Genomic DNA, 19,212 nt, shown 5'->3' with positions numbered 1-19,212 from the left:
GTGCTGGAGTCATGACCCGCATCCTCGTCGTCGACGACGAGCCGCAGATCGTCCGGGCGCTGCGCATCAACCTGCGCGCGCGCCGCTACGACGTCGACGTCGCGCCGGACGGTGTCTCCGCACTGCGTGCCGCCGCGCAGCACGTTCCCGACCTGGTCGTCCTCGACCTCGGACTGCCCGACATGGAGGGCGACGAGGTCATCCGGGGCCTGCGGGGCTGGACCACCGTCCCGATCATCGTGCTGTCCGGCCGGGCCGGCAGTCAGGACAAGGTCGGCGCCCTCGACGCGGGAGCCGACGACTACATCACCAAACCGTTCGGGATCGACGAGCTGCTGGCCCGGATCCGGGCGGTGACCCGCCGCACCCAGGCCCCCGGCGAGGCCGCCCCGGTCCACACCATCGGCGGGCACGTGATCGACCTCGGCAACCACTCGGTCAGCGACGCCCGGCTCACCCCGACCGAATGGCAACTCCTCGAGCACCTGCTGCGGCACCCGGGCAAACTGCTCGGCCAGCGCGCCCTGCTGCGCGACGTGTGGGGGCCGCAGTACGCGACGGAGACGAACTACCTTCGGCAGTACATGGCCCGGCTGCGCCGCAAACTCGAGACGGACCCGGCCCACCCGCGGCACCTGCTCACCGAGCCGGGCATGGGCTACCGCTTCCAGCCCTGATCCGGCTCCCCGGTGAGCAACTCGCCGGCGACGGTGGCCATGACCTCGCCGGCGGCGTTGGCGCGGCGGTGCAGGTCACGCAGCAGGCCGGTGCTCGGGGTGGCGGCGTGGTGCTCGAGGTCGGCGCAGGTCGCGGCCAGCGAGGCGGCGCCCAGTGTGGCCGAGGAACCCTTCAGACCGTGGGCGAGCCGGGCCAGGCTGCCGCTGTCCCCGGCGGCCGCGGCCTCGTCGATCTCGTGCAGCACCCGGGGCAGCCGCCCGGCGAACGCGTCGAGGATCCCGGCGACCTGCAACCGCTGCCCGGCCGAGTCCCCGGCCAGCAGCGCCGCCCGCTCCCGGATCCCGTCCGGCCCGGCGACGTCCGGCCCGGCGGGGTCTGGCCCGGCGACGTCCGGCCCAGCACCGTCCGGCCCAGCACCGTCCGGCCCAGCACCGTCCGGCCCAGCAACGTCCGGCCCGGCGGGGTCTGGCCTGGCATGGCCCGGCCCGGCGGGGTCGAGTGCGGCGGGGTCTGGCCCCGCGAGGTCTGGCCCCGCGAGGTCCGGACCGGGGCCGGCCGTGGCGATGGTGCCGGCCAGGACGGCGTCGAGCTGCGGTTCCTGCAGGGGTTTGACGAGGAAGCCGTCCATGCCGGAGCGGCGGCCGGCCGCGTGGTCGTCGGCCATGGCGTTCGCGGTCAGGGCGACGATCCGGGGTACGCCGTGCGGTGGCGGGTCGGCGTGGATCCGCCCGGTGGCCTGGATGCCGTCCATGATCGGCATCTGGACGTCCATCAGGACCAGGTCGTAGGCCCGGTCGCGGACGGCGTCGACGGCGGCAGCACCGTTGTCCACGATGTCGACCCGGTGACCGCGGCGGGTCAGCAACAGCTGCGCGGCCCGCTGGTTCACCGGGTTGTCCTCGGCGAGCAGGACCCGCAGCGCCCGGTGCGGTGCCGGGTCGTCGCCGAGTGCCTTGCGCAGGGCATGGTGCAGCATCCGCGGCCGCACCGGGCGGGTCAGCGTGAGCCGTAGCGGATCCCCCTCGGCCCCGGTGAGCGGGTCGGCCGGCGCTGGGGCCGGGTCGCCGTCGGCGAGGGTGATCATGGCGATGGTGGCCGTGGCGGGGGTGCGGCCCATGCGGTGACCGAGGTCGGCGGCGGTCATGTCGGGCAGGTCATGGTCGGCGACAACGAGGCGGACCGGGTGGGCGGGGTGGGCGAGGTGGCGGGGGTGGGCGGCCAGGAGGTCGAGGGCCTCCTCGCCCGAGCCGGCGGTCAGGAACGGGATGCGCCAGCCGTGCAGGCGGTCGGCGAGCTGGCCGTGGTCGGTGCTGACGATCAGGACGGTCGCCGTGGGTGCGGCCGCTTCCGGTGCGGCGGTGGCGTCCGAGCTGACCGTCAGCGTCACGGTGAACGTCGAGCCTGACCCCGGGGTGCTGGTCACGGTGATGTCGCCGTCCATCGCCTCGGCCAGGCGGCGGCTGATCACCAGGCCCAGGCCGGTGCCCTCGTACGTGCGGGTGCTGGACGCGTCGACCTGGCTGAACGGGCGGAAGAGGCGGCGCATGCGGTCCGGGGCGATGCCGATGCCCGTGTCGCGTACCGAGATCCGCAGTTGAACGGCCCCGGCCACCGGATCGGGCTGGACCGCGACGCCGGCGGTGACCGATCCGTGGTCGGTGAATTTGACCGCGTTGCCGAGCAGGTTGACCAGGATCTGCCGGATGCGGGTCTCGTCGCCGGTGACGATCTCCGGGCAGTCCGGTGCGAACTCGCTGCTCAGCGTGAGCCCCTTGGCGTCGGCGGTGAGCGCGACCAGGCTCATGGCGTGCCGGACGCAGTCCTGGGGGCGGAAGGCGCGGTGTTCCAGGGTGAGTTCGCCCGCCTCGATCCGGGAGAAGTCCAGGATGTCGTTGATGATCACGAGCAGGGACTCGCCGCCGGTCCGGACGGTCTCCACGAGGTCGCGCTGCTCCGCGTCGAGGTCGGTGTCCATCAGCAGGCCGGTCATGCCGATGACGGCGTTCATCGGGGTACGGATCTCGTGGCTCATCGTGGCCAGGAACGCCGACTTCGCGGCGGTGGCGGCCAGGGCCTCGTCGCGGGCGGTGGCCATCGCGGTCATCGAGGCGTTCACCGCGTGGGCCATCTGGGCGAGCTCGCGGGGGCCGGACACCTCGGCGCGCCGGCTCGGGTCGCCGGCGATGACCCGTTCGGCGGCGGCGGTCACCTGCCGGGCGGGCGTGGTGATCCGCCTGGTGATCACCCGGGCGGCGATCGCGACCAGGACGAACGTGCCGATCGAGACGCCGAGGATGAGCCGGCGGGTGTTCTCGGCGCTGCGGGTGCCGGCGGCCTCCCGCTGCTGCAGCAGTTCGAGCTCCTCGCGCACAGCTCGTTGGCGAGAGTCTGCATGGTGCTCAGCTGTCGCGGATCGGTCGCCTCGCCCGGCGGAACGGGGAACACCGTCACGGCCAGGGCGCGGAGCTCGGCCACGCGCGGCCCGCCGTCCTGTTCGGCGAGGCGGTGCAGGCTGCCGGCGACCTCGCGGCCCGCGTCGGTGTACGCGGGGGAGCCGGGCGGGGAGTGCTCCGCGGTGCCGAGCGCGTCCTTGACCTTGCCGGCTTCGCCGAGGGCCCGGTGGGCGTCGCCGATCGGGGCGCGGTCCTGCAGCAGGGTGCCGATCCGGACGTAGGCGCTGGTGCCGACCACCGCGAGGGCGGCGAGGGCCAGCAGGAATCCCGCCGCCAGCATCCGTCCTACGGTCCACCGGACAGTCGTCACAGGGCTACTCTATGTAGCGGGAAGCGGGTGAGCAGGGGTGACGTCCGTACTGGTGGTCGACGACGACCCGGTGATGCTGCACGTGGTCGAGACCGTGCTGCGCTCCGGCGGGATCGACGTGCGGACCGAGACGACCGGCCGGGACGCGCTGCGGCACGCCCACGACCGGCGACCGGACTGCGCGGTCGTGGACGTGACCATGCCGGACATGACCGGCCTGGACGTGTGCCGTGCCCTGCGCGACGACGTCCTGACCACGGACATGCCGATCATCCTGCTCACCGGGCGCGGCCAGTGGCTCGACGTGGCGTCGGGCTTCGACGCGGGCGCCGACGACTACCTGGTCAAACCGTTCAACCCGCAGGACCTGCTCAACCGCGTGTCGGCACTGACCGGCTGAGCCCCGCCCGAACGGGCCCCGGGATCCTGATCACGCCTGGTGCCGGCCGGTCCCCTCGGCCCACGGGTCGATCGCCGGGATGCTGGTGGTGTGCGGCGGCTGGGGCGGCTGCGCCGGCGCCTGGAACGGCGGGGGCGTGTGCGGGTGGTACTGCGGCGGATAGGTCATCCCGGTCTGCGTCATCAGCACCTGCGCGTACGCGGTCAGCTTGCGGTTCTGGAAGAAGCGGTTCGACGGGGGCAGGACGGTCAGCACGGTCGCCGCCAGGACCGCCAGGAAGATCAGCACATCGAGGACCCCGACCCCCGTCCCGTACGCGGCGGGCAGGATTTTTGTGAACGTGCTGTCACCGGCCGAGCCGGCCGGACGGTGGAACCGGCCCGCCAGGGAGCCGAAGCCGCCGCAGACGAGGAAGAGCCAGCCGAGCACCAGCGTCACGACGCGGGCGGGGTGGCGGCCGCGGCTGTTGAGGATGGCCAGGATGCACGCCCCCGCGGCGAAGAAGATGCCGAACGTAGCGCCGGCGAGGCTCGCGAAACCGGATCCGGTGCCGCCGGTGTAGGCGTCGCGGTACACACTGAGGTCCGTGTTGGTGAAGACCAGTTCGTAGGCGGCTTTCAGGATGGTCAGCCCGCCGGCCGTGAACAGCAGGGCGGACGAGAGCCGCATGGTGGGCGGCGGTGCCATCGGCATCGGTCCGGTTGGATGCATGGCAGGCGAGTCTAGACGCCCCGCGCCCGCCGCCGGGCCGGGGCCGGGCGCGGGGACGGGCGATGGCGCCCGGCCCCGGAGCGACCGTCAGCCCGGGGTCTCCGCGGTGGCGGTGAGCACGGCCCGGCCGAGGATGTGCCCGGCCATCGTGAAGCCGAGGTACGCGGGCGTGGCCTCGGCGGGGACGCCGATGTGCTCGACGGCGAGCGCGTGCACGACCACGACGTAGCGGTGCGGGCCGTGCCCGGCCGGCGGGGCGCCGCCGACGAAGCGGGCCGCGCGGGCGTCGTTGGGCAGCTGGAACGCGCCGGTGGGCAGGCCGGAGCCGGTGTCGTCGCCGGCACCCTCGGGCAGGTCGGTGACCGTGGCGGGGATGTCGGCCACGGCCCAGTGCCAGAAGCCGGACCCGGTCGGGGCGTCCGGGTCGTACACGGTGACGGCGTAGCTCTTGGTGCCCTCGGGGGCGCCGGTCCAGGACAGCTGGGGGGAGGCGTCCTTGCCGCCGGGGACGCCGAACATGCCGGACATCTGCTCGGCGGGCAGGACGCCGCCGTCGGTGAGGGAGGTGCTGGTGACGGTGAAGCTCGCGGCCTCCGGCAGGCGGGCGAACGGATCGTTGCTGGTCATGTGATCGACCATAGCATCAATAATCGATTATCAGCCACCTGGTCTCCGGCGTCAGACCGTCACGTCGAACGTCGAGCCGACCGACGCGGTCGCGGCCGAGCTGGTTACCTGGGGGGACTGCTGGGCCTGCTGGGTGGCCTGCAGCGCGGACTGCTGGGCCCGGGCGACGGCGTCCTTGTCGGCGGTGATGACCTTCTCGGCCGCCTTGGCGGCCAGGTCCGCGGCCAGTTTCTGCTGGTACTTGACGAGCTCGGTCTGCGCTTCGCTGGACGAGCTGACTGCGCTGATGGCGGCCATCGCTGATATCTCCCGGGTCTGAGCGTGATGCGGTCGCCCGCCCCTATCGGCCGGGGCGGCCCGGTCATGTGCCGTTCCTGGCTGTGGAATACCTGTGCGGTGGCACCGAACGGATCGCCGCCGGGGAGATCACGTAGTGCGGCCGGATCGCCGGGCGGCCACCGGTTGCCTGGTTACGCTGATCCGCGTCCGGCTGTATCGACATTTCGCCATGCGCGGGGGACCGATGCTCGACACTCTCGGCCGGCCGCTCGGCGCGCTGCGGATCTCGTTGACCGACCGCTGCAACCTGCGCTGCCGGTACTGCATGCCGGAGGCGGAGTACGCCTGGTTGCCGCGCCGCGACCTGCTGAGCTTCGACGAGATCGTCCGGATCACCGAGGCGTTCGTGGCGCTCGGGGTGGACCGGGTACGCCTGACCGGTGGCGAACCGTTGCTGCGTGCGGGGGCGGCCGGCCTGGTGCGCCGCCTTGCCGCACTGCCCGGCGTCGCCGACCTCGCGATGACCACCAACGGGGTACTGCTCGCGCGGCACGCCGCCGAACTGCGAGCGGCCGGCCTGCGGCGGTTCAGCGTCAGCCTGGACACGCTGCGCCCGGAGCGGTTCCAGGCGCTGTCGCAGCGCGCCACCCACCCGGACGTGCTGGCCGGGATCGCCGCCGCCGCGGCCACCGGGCTGCGCGGCATGAAGATCGACACGGTGGTCCTGCGCGGGTTCAACGACGACGAGATCGGTGACCTGCTCGAGTTCGGCCGCACGGTGCCCGCGGAGGTCCGCTTCATCGAGTACATGGACGTCGGCGGTGCCACCGGATGGACGCCGGCACTGGTGGTTCCCCGGGCGGAGATCCTCGCGACGCTGACCTCCCGGTACGGGCCGATCACCGCCCTGGACCGCACCGGCAGCGCTCCCGCCGAACGGTTCGCGCTGCCCGACGGCACCGTGTTCGGCATCGTCTCGAGCACGACGCAGCCGTTCTGCGCGTCGTGCGACCGCAGCCGGCTCACCGCGGACGGCATGTGGCTGCGGTGCCTGTACGCGATCACCGGCACCGACCTGCGTACCCCGCTGCGGGCCGGAGCCGGGCCGGACGCCCTGCGGGAGCTGATCGCGCAGACCTGGCGGCAGCGTGCCGACCGGGGTGCGGTCGACCGGCTGGGCGCGCGATCGCCCGGCACGGTGTTCGTGAGCGCGGCGAGTCTGCGCCGCGATCCCCATCTGGAGATGCACACCCGTGGAGGCTGAGAATGCAGATCCGAGTGCTCTACTTCGGGTTCGTCAGGGAACGGGTCGCGAACCGGCGCGACGAACTGATGTCGGTGCCCGAGGCGTCGACGGTCGAGGACGTCGTCGAGACGCTCAGCAGCACCTATCCCGGGTTCGGCCCGGCCCGGGGGATCTGCCGGCTGGCCGTGAACCAGGAGATGGCGTCCCCGCGGCATGCGCTGCGTGACGGCGACGTGCTCGCGGTCATCCCGCCGGTCGCCGGTGGGTCCGGCCCGTACGTGCGGGTCACCACCGGGCCGCCGGACCTGACGCAGGTGCTCGCGGCGGTGGTCGGCCCGGGCCGGGGCGGCGTCTGTTCGTTCATCGGGTACGTCCGCGACGAGACCGGCGGCAAACCGGTGAGCCACCTCGAGTACGAGGCCTACCAGCCGATGGCCGAGCGCGGCTTCGCGGACATCGTCGCGCGCTGCGAACGGATCGCCCCGGGGGTACGGGTCGCGGTCGCGCACCGCCTCGGCCTGCTGGAGGTCGGCGACATGGTGGTGGTCATCGCTGCCGCCGCACCGCACCGCGACGAGGCGTTCCGGGCCGCGCGGATGTGCGCCGAGCTGATGAAGGAAGAAGTGACGATCTTCAAGAAGGAGTACGGCCCGGACGGCGCGGAATGGGTCGGTGTGCCGCAGCAGTTGCAGCTGGGCTGATCGGCATCGGCGGGAACCGTTGTGCCGACTTGACGAAGAGAACGGCGCAAGTGTTTGGCCCATGGGTGTTCCGGCGGCGCGGCGTTGACCCGGTATCCACCCTCGGTAATGATTTCTCAGGTATTCGGCCCCTTGTTTCGCGCCGATTCCGCCGGCCACCAATCAAAGGTAGGACGCCGCCATGCACTTTCCATTCATGGATACCATCGCCGGTCACGTCACCACCTATGACGAGAGTCGTGGGGTGTTCGAGCTCAGGACAAGTGCGGGGGACACCTACGCGGTGCACCTGACCCCGGACTGCTCCGCCGAGATGCTGCGCAACCTCGACGAGCCGTACGTGGACGCCTGCACACACCTGCCGCAGCTGCTCACCGAGGGTCGCCACCTGTTCGTCTACGGAACCTTCTACCCGGAGGGCGACGGGTACACCTACGAGGCCAAGCGGATCGTGTTCAACGGCCGCGCGGTCGGCGAGTTCAGCTTCGAGAACCGCACCTGGTGGACCAACCAGCTCGACTCGCTGGCCGGCTTCTACCGCCGGGCACAATTCGGCGACGAGCCCGTCGACTACCGCGAGTACCGCACCAACATCCGGCTCGGTGGCGAGAAGAGTGACAGCCACGTGCAGGAGACCGACACGATCTCGCGCATGGTGTACGGGATGGCGTCGGCGTACATGCTGACCGGCCGCGACGAATATCTCGAGATCGCCGAGCGGGGCACCCAGTACCTGCGTGATCACATGCGATTCGTCGATTCGGACAATGACATCGTCTACTGGTACCACGGTGTCAAGATCGATGGCGACTACGAGAAGAAGCTGTTCACCTCGGAATTCGACGACGATTACGACGCGATTCCGATGTACGAGCAGATCTACGCGCTGGCCGGTCCGACCCAGACGTTCCGGATCACCGGCGACCGGCGCATCGCCTCGGACATCGACCACACGATGCGGTTGTTCGAGAACCACTTCCGTGACGTCGAGGGCGGCGGGTACTTCTCGCACATCGACCCGGTGCTGCTCAGCCCCGACCACGAGTCGCTGGGCGCGAACCGCTCGCGCAAGAACTGGAACTCGGTCGGCGACCACGCCCCGGCGTACCTGATCAACGCGTACCTCGCCACCGGCGAGGAGAAGTACCGCGAGATGCTCGAGCGCACGTTCGACACCATCGTGAAGTACTTCCCGGACGACGAGCACAGCCCGTTCGTCAACGAGCGGTTCTTCAAGGACTGGTCGCACGACCTGGAGCACTCGTGGCAGGGTGACCGGGCGGTGGTCGGGCACAACCTGAAGATCGCCTGGAACCTCATGCGGATGAACTCGGTCACGCCGAAGGACGAGTACCGCGAGCTCGCCGAGAAGATCGCGAAGGTCATGCCGGCGGTCGGCAGCGACCAGCAGCGCGGCGGCTGGTACGACGTGGTGGACCGTACCCTCAAGCCCGGCCAGGAATGGCACCGCTTCGCCTGGCACGACCGCAAGGCCTGGTGGCAGCAGGAGCAGGCGATCCTCGCCTACCTGATCCTGTCCGGCACGGTCGGCGGCGAGGACAACCTCGCCGAGGCGCGCCAGGCGGCGGCGTTCTACAACGCGTTCTTCCTGGACCACGACGAGGGTGGCGTCTACTTCAACGTGCTGGCCAGCGGCCTGCCGTACCTGCTCGGCACCGAGCGGCTCAAGGGCAGCCACTCGATGAGCATGTACCACTCCGCCGAGCTGTGCTACCTCGCCACCACGTACACGTCGCTGCTGATCAGCGGCCAGCCGCTGGACCTGTACTTCAAGCCCCGCCCGGACGCGCACCGCGTCCTGCGGGTGGCGCCGGACATGCTGCCGGCCGGCAGTTTCCGCCTCGAGAAGGTGGAGATCGACGGCAAGCCGTACGAGGTCTTCGACGCGCAGAACGCCACCGTCGAGCTGCCGGTGACCACGGAGTCGTTGTCGGTCAAGGTCACGCTCGTCCCGACCCGCAAGGAAGGCTGATCCCGCGATGGACATCCGTAAGCGACTAGCGGGGGAGACCCTGATCCTGAGTCTGTCGGGGGATCTCGACGGCCGGGTCACGCCCGAGGCGCAACGGGAGATCCTGCAGGCGCTCCCGTCCGGCCGGCGGGTCCTGCTGGACCTCGGCGAGCTGGGCCTGGTCACCAGCGCCGGCCTGCGCACCATGCTGCAGATCTACCGCCAGGCGCAGGCCCTGGACGCCACCGTGGCGCTCGTCGGCCTCTCCGAGCAGCTGCGCAACATCCTGACCGCCACCGGGTTCCTGTCGTTCTTCACCGTCGGGGACAGCGTCGAGCAGGGCCTCGCCCAGCTCGGCGAGCCGGTCGGGCCGCGGGGCGGTGCGCAGTGACCGCCGCGATCGAGTCACCGCTCGACCGCATCGACTCCTTCCCCACCCAGCAGGTCAACGGTTACGACGTACGCCCGGGACGCACCGAGCCGTTCGGCGCGACCGTGGTGCCCGGTGGCGGGGTCAACTTCTCGATCTACTCCAGCTCGGCCCGGGCGGTCACGCTCGTGCTGTTCGAGCAGGGCGCCCGCGAGGCCACCGTCGAGCTGCCGATCCCGTCCGAGTTCCGGATCGGGTCGGTGTGGTCGATCGTCGTGTTCGGCCTGGACTACGAGAACATCGAGTACGGCTACCGGGTCTACGGCCCCGAGCAGCAGGACTTCCGGGACCGGTTCGACCACAGCCAGGTGCTGGCCGACCCGTACGCCCGGGCGTTCTCCGGCCGGGACACGTGGGGCGAGGAACCCGACCGCAGCAACCCGTACCCGTACCGGTCGCGCCTGACGTTCGAGGACTTCGACTGGGACGGCGACCGGCCGCTGCGGCTCGCCTCCACCGACCTGGTGGTGTACGAGCTGCACGTGCGCGGCTTCACCCGGGACCCGTCGTCGGGCGTCACCCAGCCGGGCACGTACGCCGGGCTGGTGGAGAAGATCCCGTACCTGAAGGAGCTCGGCGTGAACTGCGTCGAGCTGATGCCGGTCTTCGAGTTCGACGAGTTCGAGAACAGTCACATCAACGAGGCGACCGGCGAGCGGCTCTACAACTTCTGGGGCTACTCCACCGTCGGGTTCTACGCCCCGAAGGCGGGTTACGCCGCGACCGGCGCGTTCGGCATGCAGCGTGACGAGTTCAAGAACATGGTCAAGGAGTTCCACCGGGCCGGCATCGAGGTGGTCCTCGACGTCGTCTTCAACCACACCGCCGAGGGCAACGAGTACGGCCCGACCATCCACTTCCGCGGGATGGACAACCGGACCTACTACATGCTCACGCCGGAGGGTTTCTACTACAACTTCAGCGGTACGGGCAACACGCTCAACTGCAACAGCCCGGTCGTCCGCGACTACGTGCTGTCCTGCCTGCGCTTCTGGGCCAGCGAGTACCACGTCGACGGGTTCCGCTTCGACCTCGCCGCGATCCTCGGGCGCGGCACCGACGGCGCCCCGCTGGAGAACCCGCCGCTGCTCGAGTCGATGGCGTTCGACCCGGTGCTCACCGACTGCCTGCTCATCGCGGAGGCGTGGGACGCCGGCGGCCTATACCAGGTCGGCAGCTTCCCGAACTACCGCCGCTGGTCGGAGTGGAACGGCAAGTTCCGCGACACCGTCCGCAACTTCCTCAAGGGCGACGGCGACGTCGGGGACCTGGCGACCCGGATGGTCGGCTCACCGGACCTGTACTGGGCCCGGGGTGCCTGCTCGTCGATCAACTTCATCACCTGCCACGACGGCTTCAGCCTGGCCGACATGGTCTCGTACAACGACAAGCACAACGAGGCCAACGGCGAGAACAACAACGACGGGTCCAACGACAACAGCAGCTGGAACTGCGGGGCCGAGGGACCGACCGACGACGCCGGCATCAACGCGCTGCGCCTGCGGCAGATGAAGAACGCCATGGTGCTGCTGCTCACCAGCCAGGGCGTACCGATGATCCTCTCCGGTGACGAGGTCGGGCGCAGCCAGCAGGGCAACAACAACGCCTACTGCCACGACAGCGAGCTGACGTGGATGGACTGGAAGCTGGTCGACGAGAACACCGAGCTGCTGACGTTCGTCCGCAACCTCATCGCGTTCCGCAAGAAGCACCCGTCGTTGCGCGACGCACACCACCCGCGGGGCGAGGACCCGGTGGGCTGCGGGTACCCGGACGTCAGCTGGCACGGCACCCAGGCCTGGCAGCCGGACTGGTCGGAGTCCAGCCGGCTGATCGCGGTGATGCGCAACGGGCACAACCTGGAGGGCGACGACAGCCACGTGTACATCGCGGCGAACTCGCACTGGGAGGCCCACGAGATGCACCTGCCGGACCTGCCCGAGGGGATGCGCTGGCACCGTTTCGTCGACACGTACGCACCGGCCCCGGCGGACACCGCGGTCCCCGGCCAGGAAGTCCTCCTGGACAACCAGCACAGCGTCACGCTCGGCCCCCGCTCGACCCTGGTCCTGCTGGGCAGCCGGCCGCTCGCCGCCTGAGCGAGGGGTCCCTCTCCCTCCTACCGCACACCGAACCGAGGAGCAGCTAGTGTCGTTCACCACCTCCCTGACCCGCAGCGGCAGCACCGTCATCATCAAGCTGGACGGCGAGCTGGACGCGTCGACCGCGGGTGACTTCCGCAAGCAGATCGACATCGCGGCCGAGACCGGCGTGGAGCGTCTCGTCCTGGACATGGCCAAACTGACCTACCTGTCGTCGGCGGGCCTGCGCGGCCTGGTCTTCGCCCGGCAGAAGATGGAGGACTCCGTCAGCATCGTGCTCGTGCAGGCGAGCGACGAGGTCGAGCGCACGATCCGGATGGTCGGCTTCCACCACAGCGTGGTGTTCGCCGACCAGGTTCCCGAGTAGGTGTGTTCCAGCTGACCCTCCCGGCGACCACCGGTTCCTTGGACAAGGTCATCACGTTCGTCGATGATCTTGCCCGGGCCGGTGGTCTGTCGGCCGTCCGGGCCGGAAGGTTGCGGCTGGCGGTGGAGGAGCTGGTGACCAACTCCATCATGCACGGATACGGGAACTCCCGCGGGCCCTGGCACGAGATCACGCTGGAGGCCTGCGTCGAACAATCCGAGGTCTGGTTGCGCGTCAGCGAGGACGCCCCACCCTTCGACCCGACCCGGAGTCATCTCCCGCAAGACCTCGACACACCGCTCGGCGAACGTACGCCCGGCGGGCTCGGACTCTTCCTGGCCCGCCAAGCGGTGGATCGAATGGCCTACGACTACCGGCACGGACGTAACCACGTCACCGTGTACGTACATCGCGGGCCACTGCCGGCTGCCGATCCTGACAGCGGTGTTGCACCTGGTGAGAGGCAGTAGTTGATGAATATGCAGTCGGCGTGGTTGATCAGCATCGGTTCGGCCAACGCGGATCGCCTCGGCGCCGTGCTGGCCACCGCCGGCACGGCCGTGCGTCACCTCCGACCGGAGGCGGTGCTCCGTCAGCAGCCGCAGAGGACCGAGGCACCGGACCTCCTGCTGATCAACGCGAACCTGGACGTCGACCTGGTGCGGCGACTGGTCACCTGGACGACCCGGCTGACCAACCGTAAACCCGCGGTGGTGGTGTTCGTCGACGAGGAGTTCGCGGATCTGGAACGGCACGTCCTGGCCGGCACCGACTACATCGTGCCCCCGTACGTGACGACCCAGGTCCGCGACCGGCTGGTCAGCTCCAGTCTGCGGCAGGCCGTGCGCACCGCGGTGCAGGACCGGTCCGCCGCCGATCTGTTGCGCTATGAGCGCGAACTGGCCATCGGGCGGGAGATCCAGCTGGGTTTCCTGCCCGATGGCCTGCCCGCGCCGGACGGCTGGGACCTCACCGCGTCCTACCGGCCGGCCCGGGAGGTCTCGGGGGACTTCTACGACGCCTTCGAGCTGCTCGGCGGCCGGCGCATAGCGCTGGTGGTGGCCGACGTCTGTGACAAGGGGGTCGGGGCCGCGCTGTTCATGGCGCTGATCCGGACCCTGTTGCGCTACACCGCCGTGTACCTCGACATGGGCGCCCGGCAGGGCACGAAGACGGTGTTCGGCGTCGCGGCGGCCCGGGAGGCCGAGCGGCGGCGCGACGAGGCGGTCCTGCTGCGCGCGGTGACCGCCACCAACGACTACCTGATGAAGAACCACATGCTGCAGGCGTACTTCGCCACGGTGTTCTTCGCGATCCTCGACCCGGCGTCCGGGTCGCTGGTGTACGTCAACTGCGGGCACAACGCGCCCCTGCTGCGGCGCGCCGACGGGGTGGTGGTGGAGCTGCACCCGACCGGTCCGGCCCTGGGCCTCGTGGCGGAGCCGGAGTTCGCGCCGGCCCGCGCGATCGTGCTGATGGGGGATCTGTTGTTCATCTACACCGACGGGGTGAGCGAGGCCCGGGACCCGTACGGGCGCTTCTTCGGTGAGCAGCGGGTGACCAGCATCGTGTGCGACGGGGCGGTCGACGTGTTCGACCTGGTCGACTGCGTCGAGCAGGCCCTCGCGCGGCACGCCGGGGCGGCCGACCAGAGCGACGACATCACGATGCTCGCGGTGCACCGGCGCCCCGCGATGGCCAGAACTGCCCGATGAGCAGAACCGCCCGATGACCTGAACCGCCCGACGACCGCAAGCGTCCGGGGACCAGGGGCCACGCGTCACGCGTGGCCCCTGGTCCCCGGACGCTCAGAGCAGGCCGGAGTGGCGCAGTGACTCGATCAGCGAGAAGACGTACGCGGCCGAGACCAGCGTGACGTGGTGGTGCCACCCGGAGAACGTCCGGCCCTCGTAGTCGCGCAACCCGAACCGGCTGGCCAGGCTCTCCAGCCGGGTGTGCACCCGCCCCGGCAACCGGGTCAGTTTGACCACGTCGGACAGCGGCTCGTCGCTGAGGTTGGTGATCCAGTACCCGCGCGGCTGCGACTTGTTGAACGGCCAGTCGACGATCAGCTGATGCTCGGCGCCGCCGGGCTCGTGCCGGTCGGTGGCCGGGTCGCCGGCGCCGGGCCGCATGATCGGGGCGGTGAGGAACTGGGAGCGGTGGGTACGGCCCTCGTGCTCCCAGCTGACCGTGGACCGCGGCTGGTCGTGCAGCCGGTGCACCAGGTCGCCGGCACTGCCGCGCCACGGCTGCGGCCGGACCCCCGGTTGCATCACCGGCCGGCCCCCGGCCAGCCGGGGGCGGTCGGGAGCGTAGCGGACCGGCACGTTCGGCCCGATCTGGACCATGTAGGGCAGGTTGCGCTCGCACAGCGCCACGAGCAGCGCCTCCACGGTGGTGAGCTGTACGGCGTCGACGACCACCGGCGCCGGGGCCATGCCCCAGTCCAGGATCATGTCGTCGATCGTCTCGACCTGGTACTGCCAGTACGGCCGGGGGAGCTCGTGCTCGGGCATCCGGGCCCGCGCGCGCCGTTCCTCGTCCGCGCGCCAGGGCTCGGGCAGCACCAGCCGCCAGTTGACCGGCACGCTGTGCTCGTCGGTGGCCATGACCGCCACGGTGGCCAGCTGGCAGTTGCTCACCCGTTGCTCGGCCCGGACGTACTGGCGGTGCACCGCGGCGGAGTACCGGCCGTGCTTGGGGAAGGCCACCTCGGTGATCACCCAGGCCTCCGGCTTGACCACGTCGATCAGACGCTCCAGCAGGCGCTCCCGGATCGGCTGGTGGTCCCACGGGCTCTGGTTGATGAACTGCTGCAGCGACTGCTCCGAGTGGTGGCTGGCCGACAGCGCGGCCATCCGCCGGATCGACTTGCGGCCGTCGCAATTGATGAGGCCATTCAGGTACGTTTGACCGGCGCGTCGCTGGTCAGCGCGGTGCAGGGTCTGAAATATGTCCCCGCAAAACTCCTGGAAAAGATCTTCGCTGCCCAGTTCGAGGCGTTCGTCATCCTGCGTCACACTGACCCCCCGCGTCGGGCGCTGCGACGAATTTAGGCTCGGCCGAACTGCGACCGGATGAGCGCCAACGACATTTCTAACCAAGCTTTCCGGTTATGACAAGGAGCGCTGGGGAGAAATTTAAGTGTCAAGTGAGCTGCGTATATCCACTAAAGGATCTTATTTTCTGTCCAGATAGGACGAACCGCCGCAGCGGGTGGGGCATTGTGCCAGGATTGTCCAATCCTGTGAAGCGTTTCCGTGTTGTTACAACCTCAAGGAGTTACGTCAAGCCAGACCCTCCGTGAAGAGACTTTCGGGCAACTTGACGTAATACGTGCTTGTTTAGATGGTCGTGCAACAGTGGGTGGCCGGCCGGGTCCGCGGTCCGTGGGAGCGTGTTCGCACCCGGCGGGGATATGCCGGGTCCGACTTGACGTATATCGCCGAGGGATTGCCGTGCGTCGTTCCGGCGGTTTTGGCGTCCATTGACTTGCCCGCCGCCGCGCACAAACATTTCGCCTATCACCGGTTCCGGCGCCCTAAAGCGCTTCGGAGCCCATTGTTGATGAGGGGTCCCCATGACTAGAAAGATCCTCACCGTGCTCTCCGAGTACGGATACTGGGGTGAAGAGCTCGTCGGGCCGTTGACGCGTTTCGACGAGCGCGGGTACGACATCACGTTCCTCACCCCGCGCGGTGGCCGGCCGCACGCCCTGCCGCCGAGCCTGGACGCCGGGATGGTCGACCCGCCGCTGGGCCGCAGCGTCGTGTCCGCGGAGGTCGCCAAGGTGGCCCGCGCGCTGGAGGAGTCGGACCGCCTCGACCACCCGGAGGACCTCTCCTCCTGGATCCCCGAGCGGCCCTACACCAGCGACGACGGTTACCTGCGCGCCCTCGAGGCGTACAACCGGGCGATCGGCGACCCGCTCGACGAGAAGATCGCCGACTACGACGCGTTGCTCATCGTCGGTGGCAGCGGCCCGATCGTCGACCTGGCCAACAACGGGCGGGTGCACGACCTGATCCTGTCGTTCCTGCGCTCCGGCAAGGTGATCGGCGCCGAGTGCTACGGCGTGGCCTGCCTGGCCTTCGCCCGCGACTGGGAGAGCCGGCAGAGCATCATCTGGAACAAGCACGTCACCGGGCACTGCAAGGAGTACGACTACAAGGACGGCACCGGCTTCCTGACCACGGACTTCAACATGGGGCCGCCGCCGTACCCGCTGGAGTACATCCTGCGCGACGCCACCGGGCCCGACGGGCGCTACCACGGGAACTTCGGCAAGGAGATCTCCGTGGTCGTCGACTACCCGTTCGTCACCGGCCGGTCCACCGCGGACTCCTTCACCACCGGCGAGAAGATGATTCAGGTCCTGGAGCACGATCTCCGTCGATACGGCTGGTAGGCCCTGATGCCCAGAACCGGCAAAGAGGCAATGATCGAGCAGTTCCTGGCCGACGGCATCACGCACATGTTCGGCAATCCGGGAACCGTGGAACAAGGATTTCTCGACACCCTCGAGTCCTTTCCGGATTTCCACTACATCCTCACCCTGCAGGAGACCGTGGCGGCGGGTGTCGCCGACGGCTTCGCCCGCGCGACCGGCGGCCCGGCGGTCCTGCAACTGCACAGCGGGGTCGGGCTGGGCAACGGCATCGGGATGATGTACCAGTCCAAGCGCGGGCACACACCGCTGGTCGTGGTCGCCGGCGAGTCCGGCATCGCGTACGACTCCATGGACGCGCAGATGGCCGCCGACCTGGTCTCCATGGCCCGGCCGGTGACCAAGTGGGCGACCCGGGTGGTCGACTCCCGCTCGCTGCTGCGGGTCCTGCGCCGGGCGATCAAGATCGCGATGACCCCGCCGCGCGGCCCGGTGTTCGTGGCGCTGCCGATGGACGTGCTGGACGAGCTGAACGACGAGCTGATCGTGCCGACGGTCCACCCGGTGACCCGGGTGCTGCCCACGCCCGACCTGGTCGCCGAGGCGGCCGCGCTGCTGGCCGGCGCGCAACGGCCGCTGCTCGTGGTCGGCGACGGCGTGACCACCTCGGGCGCGGAGGCCGAACTGGTCCGCGTCGCGGAGAAGCTGGGCGCGGACGTCTGGTACGCGGACTCCTCCGACGTCCCGATGCCCTCCACCCACCCGCTGTCGCGGGGCGCGCTGGGGCACATGTTCGGCCCGGTCAGCCGGGCCGCGGTGCGTGACGCCGACGCGGTGCTGATCGTCGGCACGTACGTGTTCCCCGAGGTCTTCCCGGACCTCGAGTCGCCGTTCGCCCCGGACGCCCGGATCGTGCACATCGACCTGGACGGCTACGAGATCGCCAAGAACCACCCGGTGACGCTCGGGCTCGTCGCGGACCCGAAGCCGTCGCTCGCCGCCCTCGGTGACGTGCTGGACCGGCTGCGGACCCCGGAGCAGGACACCGCGGCGGCCGGCCGGATCAGCGTGCGGGCGAGCGAGAAGGCGGCCGCCGACGAGGCGCCCGACGATACGCTGATCGGCGCGTTCCTCACCGAGCTGGCGCAGCGGGCCCCGCGGGACCTGATGGTGTTCGACGAGGCGCTGACCGCGTCGCCGTACGTCAGCCGGTACCTCAAGCCCGAACTGCCGGGCCACTACCTGGTCACCCGCGGCGGTTCGCTCGGCGTGGGCATCCCGGGCGCGGTCGGGATGAAGATCGCCCACCCGGACCGTACGGTCGTCGGCTTCACCGGCGACGGCGGCGCGATGTACACGTACCAGGCCGTGTGGACCGCGGTCCGGCACGACGTCCCGGCCGTCTTCGTGGTGTGCAACAACCACCGCTACCAGCTGCTCAACGCCAACATCGACGAGTACTGGAAAGAACAGGGCATCGACGGCCGGACCCACCCGCACTCCTTCGACCTGAGCCACCCGGCGATCGACTTCGTGGCGCTCGCCCAGTCGCTGGGTGCCGACGGCATCCGCCTGGACAAGCCGTCGCAGATCGCCGCCACGGTCGAGCGGATGCTCACCACCCGCCGCCCGCTGCTCATCGACCTGCAGACCGACGACACGCTGCGGGACTGATCCCCGCGGAAAGAAGTGGATCACCATGGCGATTACCGAAGAGGCCATCCGCACCATGGTCGTCGAGTGGTACCGGGCCCTGGACCGGCACGACGAGCTCGACGACGTGCTGCCGTACCTGATCGACGAGGGCCTGGAGATGCGGTTCCCCGAGGCCACCGCGCGGGGCTACAGCGGCTTCGGCGACTGGTACAAGGCGGTCACCAACCGGTTCTTCGACGAGGCGCACACCGTGAAGACCGTCGACATCACCCGGCTCGACGCCACCGGCGCCGACCTGAAGGTGGTCGTCAACTGGCAGTGCAAGATCTGGAACCCGCCGGCCGCGACCAGCGAGTTCCTGGGCTTCGACGCGTACCAGACGTGGGAGCTCGTGGTCACGCCCGAGGGGGAGACCCGGCTCAAGACCTACGTCGTCGACAGCATGGAGCCGATGCCCGGCTCCGGCTCGCTCTGAGGCACCCGCCACCCGCGAAGGAGAGCCCGCATGGACACCGCGACCATAGTGAACCGCTACTACGAACTGGCCAACGCCGGTAAATGGGACGCCTGGTGCGACCTGTTCGCCGCGGACCAGGTGATGGACGAACAACTCGCCGGGCACGTCGAGGGCCGGGAGACGCTGCGCGCCATGATGGCCGGCTTCCCCGCCATGTACGCCTCGTTCCGCAACAGCCCGCGCGAGATCATCGTCGACGGCGAGAAGGCCGGCGTCGTCTCGCACATCAGTGCCGTGGTGCCCGACGGCGGCGAGATCGAGGCCGCCGTCATGAACTACTTCCACGTCGTCGACGGCGAGATCATCTACATGGCCAACTTCCACGACACCCAGCCGTTCCGCGCCGTCCTGCCGGCCGGGTCGTAGGGCGGCC

General features: G+C 69.9%; 20 protein-coding genes. 14 read left to right on the top strand and 6 right to left on the bottom strand.

The genetic code is table 11. The features are described 5' to 3' along the window. Positions 1 to 11: 11 nt before the first annotated feature. Positions 12 to 677: a response regulator gene (locus ACIA6A_RS20670; protein WP_396099340.1), complete on the top strand. Its 666-nt coding sequence runs from the start codon at positions 12 to 14 to the stop codon at positions 675 to 677. Here ACIA6A_RS20670 and ACIA6A_RS20665 read toward each other — a convergent pair. Both ACIA6A_RS20665 and ACIA6A_RS20660 read right to left on the bottom strand, forming a co-directional pair. After that, a complete protein-coding gene (locus ACIA6A_RS20665) occupies positions 659 to 3,028 on the bottom strand; it encodes an ATP-binding protein (RefSeq protein WP_396099551.1) in 2,370 nt (789 codons plus the stop codon). The two genes, ACIA6A_RS20670 and ACIA6A_RS20665, sit on opposite strands and share 19 nt — an antisense overlap. Beyond that, the gene (locus ACIA6A_RS20660) at positions 2,920 to 3,441 is read right to left on the bottom strand and encodes a hypothetical protein (protein ID WP_396099339.1); all 522 of its coding nucleotides are present in this window, start codon (positions 3,439 to 3,441) and stop codon (positions 2,920 to 2,922) included. Before ACIA6A_RS20660 ends, ACIA6A_RS20665 begins: the two co-directional genes overlap by 109 nt. Before the next feature lie 37 nt (positions 3,442 to 3,478). Between ACIA6A_RS20660 and ACIA6A_RS20655 the strand changes: the two genes are divergently transcribed. Continuing rightward, positions 3,479 to 3,841 carry a response regulator transcription factor gene (locus ACIA6A_RS20655; RefSeq protein WP_396099338.1) on the top strand — a complete coding sequence of 121 codons (363 nt, stop codon included), beginning with the start codon at positions 3,479 to 3,481 and terminating at the stop codon, positions 3,839 to 3,841. Positions 3,842 to 3,871: 30 nt separating this feature from the next. Here the strand turns inward: ACIA6A_RS20655 and ACIA6A_RS20650 are convergent, their stop codons facing one another. From ACIA6A_RS20650 to ACIA6A_RS20640, 3 genes are all read right to left on the bottom strand, one after another. Next, on the bottom strand, positions 3,872 to 4,552 hold the full coding sequence (locus tag ACIA6A_RS20650; protein ID WP_396099337.1) for a hypothetical protein: 681 nt from the start codon (positions 4,550 to 4,552) through the stop codon (positions 3,872 to 3,874). A gap of 87 nt (positions 4,553 to 4,639) precedes the next feature. After that, the gene (locus ACIA6A_RS20645) at positions 4,640 to 5,179 is read right to left on the bottom strand and encodes a YbhB/YbcL family Raf kinase inhibitor-like protein (protein ID WP_396099336.1); all 540 of its coding nucleotides are present in this window, start codon (positions 5,177 to 5,179) and stop codon (positions 4,640 to 4,642) included. 51 nt (positions 5,180 to 5,230) lie between these two features. Continuing rightward, the gene (locus tag ACIA6A_RS20640; protein ID WP_396099335.1) at positions 5,231 to 5,476 is read right to left on the bottom strand and encodes a hypothetical protein; all 246 of its coding nucleotides are present in this window, start codon (positions 5,474 to 5,476) and stop codon (positions 5,231 to 5,233) included. Between the two features lie 226 nt (positions 5,477 to 5,702). On the opposite strand from ACIA6A_RS20640, the gene moaA reads away from it, so the two are divergent. The 8 genes from moaA (at position 5,703) to ACIA6A_RS20600 (ending at position 13,991) form a co-directional block, all read left to right on the top strand. After that, complete coding sequence (gene moaA, locus ACIA6A_RS20635; protein WP_396099334.1) at positions 5,703 to 6,722, top strand: GTP 3',8-cyclase MoaA; 1,020 nt, start codon at positions 5,703 to 5,705, stop codon at positions 6,720 to 6,722. Between the two features lie 2 nt (positions 6,723 to 6,724). Further along, positions 6,725 to 7,405 (top strand): molybdenum cofactor biosynthesis protein MoaE, encoded by a 681-nt coding sequence (locus ACIA6A_RS20630; RefSeq protein ID WP_396099333.1) that lies wholly within the window; start codon positions 6,725 to 6,727, stop codon positions 7,403 to 7,405. A 196-nt stretch (positions 7,406 to 7,601) separates the two neighbouring features. Further along, entirely contained in the window at positions 7,602 to 9,398 is a 1,797-nt protein-coding gene (locus ACIA6A_RS20625) for an AGE family epimerase/isomerase (RefSeq protein WP_396099332.1), read from the top strand. Positions 9,399 to 9,405: 7 nt separating this feature from the next. Continuing rightward, a complete protein-coding gene (locus ACIA6A_RS20620) occupies positions 9,406 to 9,768 on the top strand; it encodes an STAS domain-containing protein (RefSeq protein WP_396099331.1) in 363 nt (120 codons plus the stop codon). Next, on the top strand, positions 9,765 to 11,906 hold the full coding sequence (gene glgX / locus ACIA6A_RS20615; RefSeq protein WP_396099330.1) for a glycogen debranching protein GlgX: 2,142 nt from the start codon (positions 9,765 to 9,767) through the stop codon (positions 11,904 to 11,906). Before ACIA6A_RS20620 ends, glgX begins: the two co-directional genes overlap by 4 nt. Before the next feature lie 49 nt (positions 11,907 to 11,955). Beyond that, positions 11,956 to 12,276 carry an STAS domain-containing protein gene (locus tag ACIA6A_RS20610; RefSeq protein WP_396099329.1) on the top strand — a complete coding sequence of 107 codons (321 nt, stop codon included), beginning with the start codon at positions 11,956 to 11,958 and terminating at the stop codon, positions 12,274 to 12,276. Positions 12,277 to 12,278: 2 nt separating this feature from the next. Beyond that, positions 12,279 to 12,746, top strand: a complete 468-nt coding sequence (locus ACIA6A_RS20605; protein WP_396099328.1) for an ATP-binding protein — start codon at positions 12,279 to 12,281, stop codon at positions 12,744 to 12,746. 3 nt (positions 12,747 to 12,749) lie between these two features. Next, positions 12,750 to 13,991 carry a PP2C family protein-serine/threonine phosphatase gene (locus ACIA6A_RS20600; protein WP_396099327.1) on the top strand — a complete coding sequence of 414 codons (1,242 nt, stop codon included), beginning with the start codon at positions 12,750 to 12,752 and terminating at the stop codon, positions 13,989 to 13,991. Between the two features lie 93 nt (positions 13,992 to 14,084). On the opposite strand, the gene ACIA6A_RS20595 is transcribed toward ACIA6A_RS20600, so the two are convergent. After that, complete coding sequence (locus ACIA6A_RS20595) at positions 14,085 to 15,299, bottom strand: IS701 family transposase (RefSeq protein WP_396099326.1); 1,215 nt, start codon at positions 15,297 to 15,299, stop codon at positions 14,085 to 14,087. Positions 15,300 to 15,859: 560 nt separating this feature from the next. On the opposite strand from ACIA6A_RS20595, the gene ACIA6A_RS20590 reads away from it, so the two are divergent. Genes ACIA6A_RS20590 through ACIA6A_RS20575 form a run of 4 tightly spaced genes read left to right on the top strand, consistent with a single transcriptional unit; the run spans position 15,860 to position 19,205 of the window. Further along, positions 15,860 to 16,687 carry a type 1 glutamine amidotransferase domain-containing protein gene (locus tag ACIA6A_RS20590; RefSeq protein ID WP_396099325.1) on the top strand — a complete coding sequence of 276 codons (828 nt, stop codon included), beginning with the start codon at positions 15,860 to 15,862 and terminating at the stop codon, positions 16,685 to 16,687. Positions 16,688 to 16,693: 6 nt separating this feature from the next. Then, positions 16,694 to 18,340: a thiamine pyrophosphate-binding protein gene (locus ACIA6A_RS20585; protein ID WP_396099324.1), complete on the top strand. Its 1,647-nt coding sequence runs from the start codon at positions 16,694 to 16,696 to the stop codon at positions 18,338 to 18,340. A gap of 25 nt (positions 18,341 to 18,365) precedes the next feature. Continuing rightward, positions 18,366 to 18,797, top strand: a complete 432-nt coding sequence (locus tag ACIA6A_RS20580; RefSeq protein ID WP_396099323.1) for a hypothetical protein — start codon at positions 18,366 to 18,368, stop codon at positions 18,795 to 18,797. A gap of 30 nt (positions 18,798 to 18,827) precedes the next feature. Next, complete coding sequence (locus tag ACIA6A_RS20575) at positions 18,828 to 19,205, top strand: nuclear transport factor 2 family protein (RefSeq protein WP_396099322.1); 378 nt, start codon at positions 18,828 to 18,830, stop codon at positions 19,203 to 19,205. The last annotated feature ends 7 nt before the right edge of the window (positions 19,206 to 19,212 follow it).

The sequence above is a fragment of the Actinoplanes sp. NPDC051494 genome, assembly GCF_044454705.1.
Classification (GTDB): domain Bacteria; phylum Actinomycetota; class Actinomycetes; order Mycobacteriales; family Micromonosporaceae; genus Actinoplanes.
Note: the sequence above shows the minus strand (reverse complement) of the source record. Positions and strands in the feature narration are given on the sequence as shown.